The organism is Sedimenticola sp., from assembly GCF_050289425.1.
Taxonomy (GTDB): domain Bacteria; phylum Pseudomonadota; class Gammaproteobacteria; order Chromatiales; family Chromatiaceae; genus Sedimenticola.
Genome location: NZ_JBNKFS010000017.1, coordinates 1 through 14,933, shown reverse-complemented (window position 1 = coordinate 14,933; position 14,933 = coordinate 1). Strand labels below are relative to the sequence as shown.

Annotated in this window: 12 protein-coding genes; 8 read left to right on the top strand and 4 right to left on the bottom strand. The window is 58.7% G+C overall.

Annotation, left to right across the window (positions count from 1 at the left end; genetic code table 11):
- Window positions 1–301: 301 nt before the first annotated feature.
- From ACQY5R_RS12535 to icmF, 4 genes are all read right to left on the bottom strand, one after another.
- A complete protein-coding gene (locus tag ACQY5R_RS12535) occupies window positions 302–1,741 on the bottom strand; it encodes a sensor domain-containing diguanylate cyclase (protein WP_428608930.1) in 1,440 nt (479 codons plus the stop codon).
- A 146-nt stretch (window positions 1,742–1,887) separates the two neighbouring features.
- Window positions 1,888–2,673, bottom strand: coding sequence for an enoyl-CoA hydratase-related protein (locus tag ACQY5R_RS12530; RefSeq protein WP_428608928.1), 786 nt, complete (start codon window positions 2,671–2,673; stop codon window positions 1,888–1,890).
- Between the two features lie 94 nt (window positions 2,674–2,767).
- Entirely contained in the window at window positions 2,768–3,616 is an 849-nt protein-coding gene (locus tag ACQY5R_RS12525; protein WP_428608926.1) for a 3-hydroxybutyryl-CoA dehydrogenase, read from the bottom strand.
- Between the two features lie 229 nt (window positions 3,617–3,845).
- A complete protein-coding gene (icmF, locus tag ACQY5R_RS12520) occupies window positions 3,846–7,106 on the bottom strand; it encodes a fused isobutyryl-CoA mutase/GTPase IcmF (protein ID WP_428608924.1) in 3,261 nt (1,086 codons plus the stop codon).
- Between the two features lie 398 nt (window positions 7,107–7,504).
- Here icmF and ACQY5R_RS12515 point away from each other — a divergent pair, with 398 nt between their 5' ends.
- The 8 genes from ACQY5R_RS12515 to ACQY5R_RS12480 form a co-directional block, all read left to right on the top strand.
- A complete protein-coding gene (locus tag ACQY5R_RS12515) occupies window positions 7,505–7,942 on the top strand; it encodes a MerR family transcriptional regulator (RefSeq protein WP_428608921.1) in 438 nt (145 codons plus the stop codon).
- A 430-nt stretch (window positions 7,943–8,372) separates the two neighbouring features.
- Window positions 8,373–9,536, top strand: coding sequence for an isovaleryl-CoA dehydrogenase (locus tag ACQY5R_RS12510; protein WP_428608919.1), 1,164 nt, complete (start codon window positions 8,373–8,375; stop codon window positions 9,534–9,536).
- Window positions 9,537–9,773: a hypothetical protein gene (locus ACQY5R_RS12505; protein ID WP_428608917.1), complete on the top strand. Its 237-nt coding sequence runs from the start codon at window positions 9,537–9,539 to the stop codon at window positions 9,771–9,773.
- 58 nt (window positions 9,774–9,831) lie between these two features.
- Window positions 9,832–11,016: an acetyl-CoA C-acyltransferase gene (locus tag ACQY5R_RS12500; protein ID WP_428608914.1), complete on the top strand. Its 1,185-nt coding sequence runs from the start codon at window positions 9,832–9,834 to the stop codon at window positions 11,014–11,016.
- A gap of 249 nt (window positions 11,017–11,265) precedes the next feature.
- Window positions 11,266–12,402, top strand: a complete 1,137-nt coding sequence (locus ACQY5R_RS12495) for an acyl-CoA dehydrogenase (RefSeq protein ID WP_428608911.1) — start codon at window positions 11,266–11,268, stop codon at window positions 12,400–12,402.
- Between the two features lie 2 nt (window positions 12,403–12,404).
- Entirely contained in the window at window positions 12,405–13,007 is a 603-nt protein-coding gene (locus ACQY5R_RS12490; protein ID WP_428608908.1) for a 2-hydroxychromene-2-carboxylate isomerase, read from the top strand.
- Window positions 13,007–14,614, top strand: a complete 1,608-nt coding sequence (locus tag ACQY5R_RS12485) for a carboxyl transferase domain-containing protein (RefSeq protein ID WP_428608905.1) — start codon at window positions 13,007–13,009, stop codon at window positions 14,612–14,614. The genes ACQY5R_RS12490 and ACQY5R_RS12485 overlap by 1 nt, the downstream gene beginning before the upstream one ends.
- Before the next feature lie 16 nt (window positions 14,615–14,630).
- On the top strand, window positions 14,631–14,933 hold a 303-nt coding region (locus tag ACQY5R_RS12480), incomplete at its 3' end, for an enoyl-CoA hydratase-related protein (RefSeq protein ID WP_428608903.1).

Below are 14,933 nucleotides of genomic sequence, written 5' to 3'. Positions count from 1 at the left end.
CGGTTATCGCGATTGCTTGTAAATATGTTCGCGACAACAAAATGATTCTGAAAATAGAATTACGTTTACGTAAACGTAACTCAGAAGCAACACTAATTAAAAAATCACGGGTGGTCAACATGTGAATTTCCCCGGCTCGGCCTGGCGACCGTTTTTTCTCCGCGTGTACGGTCGTTCAGGTATCGAAAGTGTAGACCGGGAAAGGTGAGGCGGTTCAGGAAGTGGGTGAACGGGCCGTTTAAGCTATTCCGAGAAAACTGACCGGGCGACTGTTCACCCGGTCGGGGTTAGTGGGCCGTGGTTAACCTTCAACCCGGTTACGGCCTTTGCGCTTGGCTTCATACAACTGGGCGTCGGCCCGGCTGAGCAGGGTTTCGCAGGTATCCTCGGTGACAAACTCCGCTACGCCCACACTGATGGATTTGCACAGGGTATCCCCCTCCTGGTTGATCGTGGCGAGGATGCGTTGGCGTATCTTGTCCATCAGCTGCACCGCGGTTTTGGCGTCGCAGTTTTGGAACAGAATGGCAAATTCGTCACCGCCCCAGCGGGCGATGACATCGTTCTTACGGATATGTTCTCGTGCCAACAGGGCAATGGACTGGATCAATTGGTCGCCACTGAGGTGGCCCTCCCGGTCATTCACCTGTTTTAGATAGTCGATGTCAAACAGGGCCAGGGAGAGCTGTTGGGTGTGGCGGCCCACATTGCTCAGGACATGGGCGAATAGCACATCGAAATATTGACGGTTAAATAGTCCGGTAAGTTTGTCTGTCCGTGCCATATTTTCCAGGTGGTTCTGGAAGCGGTGCACGGTAAAGCCACTGATCAGCATCACCAGCAGGGTGATGGCCGCGCTGATCAGCAAATTGAAAAAGAGTGCTCGGCGCAACGGCTCCAGGGCGACATCTTCCGGTTGTTCCACCAGCAGGAACCAGTTCAGTTCGGGTATGAAGCGGTAGGAGAGGAGGATTGTGTCCCGGTCCCTGTGGTAGATAAGAAAGCCGTTATCGCCGGCCAGCAACTCCTTGGCGACGGAATCGACTCCGGGCATTTTGAGTATGTTGACCGTGTCGATCATCGATTCATCATGATGGCTCTTGATGAAGCCCTGGCGATCCACGAAATAGATATTGCGTTGGTAGTTTTCCGTATACCGATCGATCATTGCTGCCACGTTTACCACGTCGAGGCCAAGGCCGGTGACGCCGATAAAGTTACCATCGAAGTCATGTAACTTGTGATTGACGAAGATGGTGAGTTGATTGCGGTTGGCTTCATTGGCATCCACATCCACCCGATAGTTGCCTTCATGGCTCTTCATGGTGAAGAACCAGCTGTCTTTCGGCACGTTGGGCGAAACAGTCTTGAGGATGCCCTTGGTGTGGTAGTAGCGCAGGGTTTTTGCCGACACCAGGAAGGTGGAGGCGACTTGATATTTTTTCTGTATTTCGGTCAGGTAGCGGGTGATCTTATCCAGATCGTTTTCTCCCTCTATCACCCAATCTTTCAGGAAGGTGTCGTTGGCCATCAGCGACGAGATATAGATCGGCCTCAGCAGGCTGGCCTGGATTTCCGAATAGATGTTATTGCTGGTCAGCGGCAGCTCATTATTGATCAGCGCCGAACGGACAGATTGGCTGGAGACCAGGTAATTGGCCAAGTTTACCCCGACAAAACCGGCGATCAGGATGGCGCCGAGGATGAGGACCAGTTTCCAGCGTGATGCGAATCGAGGCATGGTTAGAAGGCAGTGGGTTCTTGTTGTCGAGACTAAATCCGTGCGATTAGACAGGAGATAACGGAAGGAGGCAAGGGCTGGCGTTTCTTGGGGACGTCTGTTTTCCTCATTCCCACGCTCCGCGTGGGAATGCCTACCCCTTCCGGTCAGCGTCCCTTGAATGCCGCCGGTCGTTTCTCCAGGAAGGCGCCCATGCCCTCCTTTTGATCGTCGGTGGAGAAACAGAGGCCGAACACTTCGCTCTCCAGCAGACAGGCGTTGTCCAGGTCGATATCCTGGCCACGCTGAACCGCCTGCTTGGCCAGGCGTACCGCCACCGGACCCTTCTGGCTGATCAGGCGGGCCATCTCCAGTGCCTTGTCCATCAGTTCGTCCGCCGCGTAAACATGGTTGGCCAAGCCCCAGGAGAGGGCTTCATCAGCCTTGATCTGGCGACCGGTGACCAGCAGCTCCATCGCTTTCGCGCGACCGATCAGCCGCGGCAGGCGCTGGCTGCCGCCGAACCCCGGGGTGACTCCCAGGTTGACCTCCGGCTGGCCGAACTGGGCTCGTTCCGAGGCGAGGATCCAGTCGCAGCTCATGGCCAGCTCGCAACCTCCGCCGAGGCAGTAGCCGTTGACCACGGCAATGACCGGGATATCCAGCGTCTCCAGACGGCGGAAGGCACGTATCCCCTTCTGGGAGAAGACTTGTCCCTCAATGGCGGTTTTATCCTTCATCTCTGAAATATCGGCGCCGGCCACAAAGGCTTTTTCTCCCGCACCGGTTATTAGCAACACCCGGGCATCCGGCGTATTGGCCAACTGTTCGCCCGCCGCGTATATCTCGTCCAAGGTGGCGCTGTTGAGTGCATTGAAGCTGCGCGGTCGGTTGACGGTTAGCTTATAGATGCCCGCTTCAACCTGTTCCAGAAGTATATTTTCAAATTCCATAGTGGCCTCGTTAGTTGGCTGTCTGTCGGGTGAGTGGTTTCCGTCACCGCCTTTGGATTGACCCGCCGCACCGGGTGAACAATCGGCCCGGTTATCAGTAATCGTAGAAACCCTTACCACTCTTGCGGCCCAGGTAGCCGGCATCGACCATGCGACGCAGCAGCGGGCAGGGGCGGTATTTAGTATCGCCCAATCCCTCGTGCAATACCTCCATGATGGAGAGGCAGGTATCCAGGCCGATCAGGTCGGCCAACGCCAGCGGGCCCATCGGGTGGTTCATGCCCAACTTCATCACCTCGTCGATCGCCTCGACGGTGGCTACGCCCTCGTAGTAGGTGTAGATCGCTTCGTTGATCATCGGTAGCAGGATGCGGTTGGAGACGAATCCCGGACTGTCGTTGACCTCCACCGGCACCTTGCCGATCTGTTTCGACAGCTCGTCGATCAGCGCATACACCTCGTCGCTGGTCTGCAGGGCGCGGATCACTTCTACCAGTTTCATCACCGGGACCGGATTCATGAAGTGCATGCCGATCACCTTTTCTGGCCGCCGGGTTTCGCGCGCGATGCGGGTTAGGGAGATGGAGGAGGTGTTGGTGGCCAGTACCGCCTCGGGTTTGCAAATGCGGTCCAGCTCCTGGAAGATCTTGCTCTTGATCTCCAGATTCTCACTGGCGGCTTCCACCACCAGGTCCACTTCGGCAAGCTCTTCCAGGCGGGTGACGCCACGAATATTGGCCAGGGTGGCTTGCTTGTCCGCTTCACTGATCTTCTCTTTTTTCAGCATCCGGTCGAGGCTGTTTTCGATGGTATCCAGACCGCGCTGCAGCGGCGCGTCGGCGATGTCATGCAGGATGACCTTGAATCCGGATGCGGCAAAGACCTGGGCAATGCCGTTCCCCATGGTACCGGCCCCAATAACACCAACTGAATTAACTTGCATATTAACCTCTGGATATAGTGAACTATATTGCATATTACAAAGTATTTTCGGAAAGAGTGCAAAACCCCAACTCTAACTGGTATATGACTCGCCAGACCCTTTTGTCCGGCTACGCCTCAATCATTACCTTAGATATCTTTAATAAAATTAATATAAACAATATGTTAAGAAATATTTATTAAAGTAAATAATTATGAAAAAAAGGGGGGGCGATGCCCCCCTTTCTGGCCTACATATTGCGGCGATACTGCCCACCCACCTCGTACAGGGCGTTGGATATCTGCCCCAATGAGCAGTAACGGACCGCAGCCATCAGTTGTACAAAGATATTGTCGTTGTTGATGGCGGCGCTACGTATGCGCTCCAGGGCTGTTTCCGCTTGTGAGGCGTGACGTTCATTGAATTCCCGCAGTCGCTGGATCTGGCTCAGTTTCTCTTCCTCGGTGGAGCGGGCCAGCTCGATGGTCACCTCCGGGTTGCCTTTCGGGTTGAGGAAGGTGTTGACGCCGATGATCGGCAACGAGCCGTCGTGCTTCATGTGCTCGTAGTGTAACGATTCGTCCTGGATCTTGCCGCGCTGGTAGCCGGTCTCCATAGCGCCCAGTACACCACCGCGTTCCGAGATGCGTTCGAACTCCTTGAGGACCGCTTCTTCCACCAGGTCGGTCAGCTCTTCGATGATGAAGGCGCCCTGATTGGGGTTTTCATTTTTGGTCAATCCCCACTCGTTGTTGATGATCAACTGGATCGCCAGGGCGCGCCGCACCGACTCTTCGGTTGGGGTGGTGATCGCTTCGTCGTAGGCGTTGGTGTGTAGGCTGTTGCAGTTGTCATAGATGGCAATCAACGCCTGCAGGGTGGTGCGGATGTCGTTGAAATCCATCTCCTGGGCATGCAGCGATCGGCCCGAGGTCTGGATGTGGTACTTGAGCTTTTGACTGCGCTCGTTGGCGCCGTATTTGAAGCGCATGGCAGTGGCCCAGATGCGTCGCGCCACCCGGCCCATGACGGTGTACTCCGGGTCCATGCCGTTGCTGAAGAAGAACGACAGATTGGGCGCGAACTCGTCGATGTCCATGCCCCGGGCCAGATAGGTTTCCACGTAGGTGAAGCCGTTGGCCAGGGTGAAGGCGAGCTGGGAGATCGGGTTAGCCCCGGCTTCGGCGATATGGTAGCCGGAGATGGAGACCGAGTAGAAGTTGCGCACCTGATTGTGCACGAAGTACTCCTGGATATCGCCCATCAACTTGAGGGCGAATTCGGTGGAGAAGATACAGGTGTTCTGACCCTGGTCCTCTTTCAGGATATCCGCCTGTACCGTGCCACGGACATTGGAGAGGGTCCAGGCACGGATCTTCTCGATCTCTTCATCGGTCGGCTGACGACCGTTATCCGCCTCGAATTTTTCCACCTGCTGATCGATCGCGGCGTTCAGGAACATGGCCAGAATCATCGGTGCCGGACCGTTGACCGTCATGGAAACCGAGGTGCTGGGGTTGCAGAGATCGAAGCCGCCGTACAGCACTTTCATGTCATCCAGCGTGGCGATAGAGACCCCGGAGTTGCCGATCTTGCCGTAGATATCGGGCCGTTCATCCGGGTCGCAGCCGTACAGGGTTACCGAATCGAATGCGGTTGAAAGTCGTTTTGCATCAGAGTGTTCCGACAACTTCTTAAAGCGACGGTTGGTGCGGAAAGCATCCCCTTCACCGGCAAACATGCGGGTCGGATCTTCCCCTTCGCGCTTGAAGGCGAAGACGCCGGCGGTGTAAGGGAAGGTGCCGGGTACATTCTCCAGCAGGAGCCACTTGAGCAGTTCGCCGTGATCCTCATATTTCGGCAGCACCACCTTGGGGATCTTGGTGCCGGAGAGGGTGGTGCGGGTGATCTGGGTGCGGATCTCCTTGTCGCGGATCTTGACCACGTATTCATCACCGGCATAACTCGCTTTGACCTGGGGCCAGATCTCCAGCAGCTTTTTCGCCCGCAGGTCCAGGGCGTCGTCGCGTTCGGCAATCAGCCGGTCCAGATCCTCCAGCTCGCTGCCAGCGTCGCCCAGCATGCGTTTCGCTTCGCTCAACTGCTGGCGCTCCCGTGCGATACGGGCCTGCTGATCGACGGTCTGTTTATAACCGCGCACATTCTCGGCGATCTCCGCCAGATAGCGCGCCCGCTGTGGCGGCACGATCACTTGCTTGCCGGTGGAACACTTTTCGCTACTGCGGGGCAGGGCGTCCTCGCCGACCTCCAGGCCCAGTTCAGCCAGTCTGTCACGCAAGCCGTGGTAGAGCGCGGTGACCCCCTCATCATTAAAGCGGGCGGCGATGGTGCCGTAGACCGGCATCGCTTCCACCGGCGTGCTAAAGGCTTCCTGGTTCCGCTGTACCTGTTTGCGCACGTCGCGGAAGGCGTCTTCCGCTCCCTTACGGTCGAACTTGTTGATCGCCACGAAATCGGCGTAATCCAGCATGTCGATCTTTTCCAACTGGCTCTGGGCGCCGAACTCCGGGGTCATGACATAGAGTGAAGCATCCACCAGCGGCACGATGCCGGCGTCGCCCTGACCGATGCCCGGTGTCTCCACAATGATGAAATCGAAATCGGCCAATTTGCACGCCTTGACGATATCGGACACATAGTCGGGTACTTCGCCGCTGGCATCACGGGTGGCGACGGAGCGGAAAAAGATATTCGGGTGCTCGATGGCATTCATGCGGATCCGATCGCCCAGCAGGGCGCCACCGGTTTTGCGGCGGGTCGGGTCGACGGCAATGATGGCGATTTTCAACTGGTCTTGCTGGCCCAGCCGGAAGCGGCGGATCAGTTCGTCAGTAAGGGAGGACTTGCCGGAGCCGCCGGTGCCGGTGATACCCAGTACCGGGATCCGCTTCTCCAACCCCTGTACCGAGTCGCTGATCTGTCCCGCCAGGCCGGGGGCGTTGCCGTTTTCCAGGCAAGTGATGATCTGGGCGAGGGCGCGCCAATCGCCCTGTTTGACCGGCTCAAGCGTATCCGGAGCGAACAGTCCGGGGTTGAAATCACTTTGCTCCATGGCGAACTGGATCATCCCCTGCAGGCCCATCTTCTGGCCGTCTTCCGGGGAGAAGATCCGTGTCACACCGTAGTCGTGTAGTTCCTGGATCTCTTCGGGCACGATCACGCCGCCACCGCCCGCAAATACCCGGATCTCCTGGCCGCCACGCTCTTTCAGCATATCCACCATGTACTTCAGGTACTCCACATGTCCGCCCTGATAGGAGCTGATGGCGATGCCCTGTACATCTTCCTGCAGGGCGGCGTTGACGATCTCGGCCACCGAGCGATTGTGGCCCAGATGGATCACTTCGGCGCCCTGGGCCTGAAGAATACGACGCATGATATTGATGGAGGCGTCATGGCCGTCAAACAGGCTGGCAGCCGTTACGAAGCGGATTTTGTTTTCCTGGGGAGCCATACCGACAACCTGGTTTGTTTGCGCGACGTTCGACATGATGTCTCCAGTGTAATTCTGTAACTTGCTGTAAATTATGGAAATATGACGGTGATGCTGATAATATCCGCGCCCACGCGCCGGCCTGATCAGCCTCCTGTCAGGACAAACGTACCTTACGTTAACGTAAACGTCAATGATATGCTGTCAGTTGAGCGGTTTGGCAAAAACGGGGTCTCGATCGTAACAGGAATAGAAAGTATAGTGACGTTTACGTAAACGTAGGTTATAACAATAGGCAGCAGGATTTGCCGTTCAGCGACGTCACCGTTGAGTATGGCACCGGAAACGCAAAATGCTGTCGATTTTGCCCACAACGACAACCACTATAAACAGTACCCGGCACCAGATAGCAGACTGCGCCGGTGTATAAAAAGCACTGTTAATCGGGATAGAATATGCTAATGGACAAACTACACGACGATCCGGCTGACGATGTCGAACAGATGAAGGGCACCACCTACACCATTTCCGAACTGGCCAAAGAGTTCGATATAACACCGCGGGCGATCCGCTTTTATGAAGACCAGGGCCTGATCTCCCCCAGCAGAAAGGGGCGCCGTCGTGTCTATCGCGAGCGTGACCGGGTGCGCCTGAAACTGGTGCTGCGCGGCAAGCGGCTCGGTTTTGCGCTGTCCGAGGTGAAAGAGATGTTCGATCTCTATGACACCTCGCCAGGGGAGACCGGTCAGTTGCGTTTCCTGCTCGACAAGATTAAAGCGCGGCGCGAAATGCTGGAACAGCAGCGTCAGGATATCGAGGCGGTACTGCACGAGATGGAAAGCGTGGAGAAACGCGCCTTGAACGTGCTGGCCGAGCTGGATAGCGACGGTTGATACCGCCGAGCCATTCGCAACACCTCCATTAATTGTTAAGCCACCGCGTGGGCGCGGCACGACGTGCCCACGCTATGCGTTGCGTCCACCCAACCCCTATTTCTGCCCCAGGCGCTTGAGTCGCCCTGGAACCACTGCGCGCCGTGCTGTTGTCTGAATTTCTGAACGGAAAACAGTCGGCTCACCTATCCTTGTGAAGCAACAGGTACTATAGTTACATTACAGTTGACGTTAACGTAAACGTAATATATGTTTTGCATCGGCCGATCTGTTCCGGCGGATTTCGTTTTGGGCCAACGATTACCGGTTTGGATGATTGCCGAAACCGCCTGTCTGCCTGAGATCGTGCGCAGACGACGCGGCAGCGTCCAACCTGTCTATTTACGAGGGGCTGCCTGGATGGGGCGGCCACTGTTGAGGAGAAATCTGAATGATCCACCTGCCTTCGCTGAATTTTGATCTGGGTGAGACTGTGGAGATGCTGCGTGATGCGGTGCAGGAGTTTACCGCTGCCGAAATCGCACCGATCGCCGCCGAAACGGATGAAAAGAACGAATTCCCCAATCATCTGTGGACCAAGCTGGGGGAGATGGGGCTGTTGGGCATCACCGTCTCCGATGAGTTTGGCGGCAGCGAAATGGGCTACCTGGCCCACATCGTGGCGATGGAAGAGATCAGCCGCGCCTCCGCCTCCATCGGTCTCAGCTATGGCGCCCACTCCAATCTCTGCGTCAACCAGATCAAACGCAACGGCACCCAGGCGCAGAAAGAGAAGTACCTGCCGAAACTGATCAGCGGCGAGCATATCGGTGCCTTGGCCATGTCCGAGCCCAATGCCGGTTCCGACGTGGTGGGCATGCGCCTGAAGGCGGAGAAGAAGGGTGAGCGCTTCATCCTCAACGGCAACAAGATGTGGATCACCAACGGTCCCGATGCGCACACCATGGTGGTTTACGCCAAGACCGATCCCAGCGCCGGACCGAAAGGGATCACCGCCTTCATCATCGAACGTGAATTCGGCGTCAAGAGCGCCCAGAAGCTGGACAAGCTCGGCATGCGCGGCTCCAACACCGGCGAACTGGTGTTTGAGGATGTGGAAGTGCCGGAAGAGAATATCCTCGGCGGCCTCAACCAGGGGGTCAAGGTGTTGATGAGCGGCCTCGACTATGAGCGCGCCGTGCTCTCCGGCGGTCCGCTGGGCATCATGCAGGCGTGCATGGACGTGGTGGTGCCGTACGTCCACGAACGCGAGCAGTTCGGTCGTCCGATCGGCGAGTTCGAGTTGATGCAAGGCAAGCTGGCGGACATGTATACCACTCTGAACGCCTGCAAGGCTTACGTGTATGCGGTGGGCAAGGCGTGCGACCGGGGCGAGACCACCCGCAAGGATGCCGCCGGTGCCATCCTCTACTCGGCGGAGAAAGCGACCTGGATGGCCCTGGAGGCGATCCAGACCCTGGGCGGTAACGGCTATATCAATGAGTATCCCACCGGCCGTTTCCTACGCGACGCCAAGCTTTACGAGATCGGCGCCGGCACCTCGGAGATCCGCCGCATGCTGATTGGCCGTGAGTTGTTTAACGAGACCCGGTAAATGGATAGAAGGGGTCGGAGTCAAACCGGTCGGATCGCTGGGGAAGATCCCGGCAACTTGCCCGGTTTGACTCCGACCCCTGAGGTAGCATGGGTCGAGCGCTTCTGGATGACCGATGGCGAGAGTAATGATGCTTTACCGATCTGGGAGCGGGAAGGCGCCATGGGTATGGAAAGTTGTTCGGCCACCTTGGGCGGCTCAAGCTGTTGTGACGCCTTTGAGGCGCCCACCCAATAAACCCCCGGCTTTGCCGGTGGTAGTTAAATTGCGTAATTGAACGAACCGGAGTAATCCAATGAATGATCCAATTGTCATCGTCGATATCGCCCGTACCCCGATGGGTGGTTTTCAGGGCGTCTTCTCTTCCGTGTCCGCGCCGCAGTTGGGTGCAGCGGCGATCGCCGCGGCGGTATCGCGTGCCGGCATCAGTCCGGAAGATGTGCAAGAGGTCTTGATGGGCAATGTGTTGACTGCCGGTATCGGCCAGGCCCCCACCCGCCAGGCGGCACTCCAGGCGGGGCTGCCCCAGAGTGTTCCCTGTGCCGGTATCAGCAAGGTGTGCGGTTCCGGCATGAAGGCGGTGATGCTGGCGCATGACCTGATCAAGGCCGGCACCAATGACGTGATGGTGGCCGGCGGTATGGAGTCGATGACCAATGCCCCCTACCTGTTGGAGAAGGCGCGTGGCGGTTACCGCCTGGGACACGGCAAGATCATGGATCACATGTTTCTGGATGGCCTGGAAGACGCCTACTTCGAGCGCGGTGCACTGATGGGCACCTTTGCCGAGCAGTGCGCCGACCATTTCAAGTTCAGCCGCGAACAGCAGGATGAGTTTGCCATCGCTTCCCTGAGTCGTGCCAATGCCGCCATCGAGGCGGGCCGTTTCGAGCGGGAGATCGTGCCGGTAACCGTTTCCGGTCGCGGTGGCGATACGCAAATCTCCATCGACGAGCAGCCGGGCAACGCCCGTCCGGAAAAGATCCCCAGCCTGCGTCCCGCCTTCCGCAAGGACGGCAGCGTGACGCCGGCCAATTCCAGCTCCATCTCCGACGGTGCCGCCGCCCTGGTGCTGATGAGTGCCTCGGTAGCGGAGCGTCGCGGCCTGTCGCCCAAGGCGGTGATTCACGGTCATGCCGGTTATGCCGGCGAGCCCTGCTGGTTTACCACCGCACCGGTTTACGCTATGCAGAATCTGCTGCAGCGACTGGAGTGGAACAAGGATGACGTGGATCTGTGGGAGATCAACGAAGCGTTTGCCGTCGTCACCATGGCGGCGATGCGTGAATTGAAACTGGACCACGAAAAGGTCAACGTCAACGGTGGCGCCTGCGCCCTGGGTCATCCGATCGGCGCCTCCGGTGCGCGCATTATCGTCACCCTGCTGGCGGCGCTGGAAGAGAAGGGGCTGAAGCGCGGTGTCGCGTCGCTCTGCATCGGCGGCGGCGAGGCCACGGCGGTGGCTATCGAGCGGGTTTAACGGATAGGGTGGGCCACAAGGATGTGGGCCATGAACGACAGGATGAGGAGATACGAATGAACAGCCGCTTGTTTTTAAATTCCCTCACCCCGGCCCTCTCCCTTGGGGAGAGGGAGAGAAATGTAGGGTGAGTAGGTAGTTTGTGTCCATGCGGAAGCGGCCTGTAGGAGCGGCGCCCTCGCCGCGAATCACCGGCCCCGCACGGGCCGGAATTCAATAACAAAGATGATGATCCACAGGAGTCATTGAATGATCCTTACTGAAGAGCAGCGCATGATCCGCGACATGGCGCGGGATTTCGCCCAGGAGCGTTTGGCGCCCCATGCCGCCGAGTGGGACAAGGAGAGCATCTTTCCTTCCGATGAACTGAAGGAGCTGGGCGAGCTGGGGCTGTTCGGCATGACCATTCCCGAAGAGTGGGGCGGCGCCGGCACCGATTACCTGTCGTTCGCCCTGGCGATCGAAGAGATCGCCGCGGGTGATGGCGCTTGCTCCACCATCCTCAGCGTCAACAACTCGGTGGTGTGCGGGCTGTTGCTGAAGTTCGGCAGTGACTATCTCAAAGAGACTTACCTGAAACCGCTCGCTTCGGGTGAGATGCTCGGCTGCTTTTGCCTCACCGAACCCCAGGCCGGCTCCGATGCCTCGGCACTGAAGATGCGTGCGGTGCGCGACGGTGACCACTATGTGCTCAACGGCACCAAGCAGTTCATCACCTCCGGCAAGTATGCCCAGGTGGCGATCGTATTCGCCGTTACCGATCCGGCCGCCGGCAAGAAGGGCATCAGCGCCTTTGTGGTACCGACCGACAACCCCGGTTACCAGGTGGCCAATATCGAACAGAAGATGGGGCAGCACGCCTCGGATACGGCGCAGATCTTTTTCGATGATTGCCGTATCCCGGCCGACCACCTGATCGGCAAAGAGGGCGAGGGTTACAAGATCGCCCTCAGCAACCTGGAGAGCGGCCGCATCGGTATCGCCGCCCAGTGTGTCGGTATGGCGCGGGCGGCTTACCAGGCGGCGCTGAACTATGCCAAAGAGCGGGAGAGTTTCGGCAAGCCGATCATCGAACACCAGGCCATCGCCTTCCGCCTGGCCGACATGGCCACTCAGTTGGAGGCGGCTCACCTGATGGTGATGAATGCTGCACAACTGCGGGATGCCGGTGAACCCTGTCTGAAAGAGGCGTGCATGGCCAAGCTGTTCGCTTCCGAGGCGGCCGAGCAGATCTGCTCGGCGGCCATCCAGGTGCACGGCGGCTACGGCTATCTGCGTGACTTCCCGGTGGAGCGCATCTATCGTGATGTACGCATTTCACAGATCTACGAAGGCACCAGTGACATACAGCGTATCGTCATCTCCCGTGCCATCGCCGAGGAGTAAACATGGCCGCACCGCTGGAGTTCTATTTCGATTTCTATTCGCCCTACGGTTACCTGGCTAGCACCCGCATCGACGCGCTGGCGCAAAAACATGGACGCGAGGTGATCTGGCGCCCCTTCCTGGTGGGTGCCACCTTTACCGTGACCGGCGCCCAACCGTTGGTGGATATCCCGTTGCTGGGCGACTACTCGCTGCACGACATGCAACGCTGCGCCCGCGAACTGGGTGTGCCGTTCCAGTTACCGGAAAATTTCCCCAAGGGAGCACTGGCCCCGGCCCGCGCCTTCTACTGGCTGGTGGATGATGAACCGGCGCTGGCCAAGGCGTTGGCCCGGGTGGTGTATCACGCCACCTTCGGTGAGGGACGCGACGGTACCGACCCACAACTGGTGGCGGATCTGGCGGCGCCGTTGGGTATCGACCGTGAGCAGTTGCTGGCGGCGATGCAGACCCCGGAAGTGAAAGCCCGACTGAAACAGGAGACGGAGACCGCCCTGCAACGGGGGGTCTTCGGCTCACCCTACATCTTTGTGGACGACGAGCCGTTCTGGGGCAATGACCGGTTGGAACAGATCGACCGCTGGTTAGCGACAGGAGGCTGGTAATGTCGGTCATCAATAGCAGTATCAATCGCAAAAGCGAACAGTATCGGGAAAACCAGGCGGCCATGCAGGCGCTGCTGGCCGATCTGCGTGAAAAGGTGGAGGGCATCGCCCTGGGCGGCGGTGAGCGGGCCCGGGATCGGCATCTGCAACGGGGCAAGCTGCTGCCGCGGGAACGTATCCGGGTGCTGCTGGATACCGGCTCGCCTTTCCTGGAGCTCTCCCAGTTCGCCGCCTACGGCATGTACAACAACGAGGTGCCGGCGGCCGGCGTGATCACCGGTATCGGCCGGGTCTGCGGGCAGGAGTGCATGATCATCGCCAATGACGCCACGGTGAAGGGCGGCAGCTACTTCCCCATGACGGTGAAGAAACATATCCGCGCCCAGGAGATCGCCCGCGAGAACCGGCTCCCCTGTATCTATCTGGTGGATTCCGGCGGCGCCAACCTGCCGACCCAGGACGAAGTGTTTCCGGACCGCGAGCACTTCGGCCGCATCTTCTACAACCAGGCCAACATGTCATCGCAGGGCATTCCCCAGATCGCCGTGGTGATGGGTTCCTGTACCGCCGGCGGCGCCTATGTGCCGGCTATGTCGGATGAGAGCATCATCGTCAAGGAGCAGGGCACCATCTTCCTGGGCGGTCCGCCGCTGGTAAAGGCGGCCACCGGTGCGGTGGTGACGGCGGAAGAGCTGGGCGGCGCGGACGTGCACTCGCGCACCTCCGGCGTCACCGACCACTACGCCCTGAACGACTCCCACGCCCTGGGGCTGGCGCGCCGGGTGGTCAACACCCTGAACCGCGACAAGCGGCCCGAAGTGACCCTGCGTGAACCGGTCGAGCCGCTCTATCCGAAAGCCGATATCTACGGCATCGTGCCGACCGATTTGCGCAAGCCGTTCGACATCCGCGAGGTGATCGCCCGGGTGGTGGACGGCAGTGAGCTGGATGAATTCAAGAAACTCTACGGCACCACCCTGATCTGCGGTTTCGCTCACATCCACGGTTATCCGGTGGGTATCGTGGCCAACAACGGTATCCTGTTTTCCGAGTCGGCGCAGAAGGGCGCCCACTTTGTCGAGCTGTGCGCCCAGCGCGGTATCCCGCTGGTGTTCCTGCAAAACGTCACCGGCTTCATGGTGGGCAAGAAGTATGAGGCGGGCGGCATCGCCAAAGACGGGGCCAAGATGGTAACGGCGGTGGCTTGCGCGAAGGTGCCCAAGTTCACCATTATCGTCGGCGGCAGTTTCGGCGCCGGCAACTACGCCATGTGCGGTCGCGCTTACGGTTCACGGTTCCTCTGGATGTGGCCCAATGCGCGGGTCTCGGTAATGGGCGGCGAACAGGCCGCTAATGTGCTGGGGCAGATCAAACGCGACGCCCTGGAGGCGCGCGGCGAGAGCTGGGCGGCCGAGGACGAGGAGGCGTTCAAGCGGCCGATCCGCGAACAGTATGATCACCAGGGTCACCCCTACTACGCCAGCGCCCGGCTGTGGGATGACGGCATTATCGATCCGGCCGAGACCCGCACGGTACTCGGACTGGGCCTCTCGGCGGCACTCAATGCGCCGGTGGAGAAGACCACCTTCGGCATCTTCAGGATGTAACAGGGAAGCTATAGAGATGATGGCAGAAAATACCGTAATACTGGAGGTGGATGAGCGCGGTGTCGCGACGCTCACCATCAACCGCCCGGAGATCCACAACGCCTTTGACGATCTCTTGATCAACCGTCTGTTGCAGGCGCTGGAATCGGTCGAGGTCGATCCCAAGGTGCGCGTGGCGGTGTTGCGCTCCGAAGGGAAAAGCTTTTCGGCCGGCGCCGATCTGAACTGGATGCGCCGCATGGCCGACTACAGCGAAGCGGAGAACCTGGCCGATGCGCGCAGGTTGGCGAAATTGATGGAGCGGCTTAACAGTCTCTCC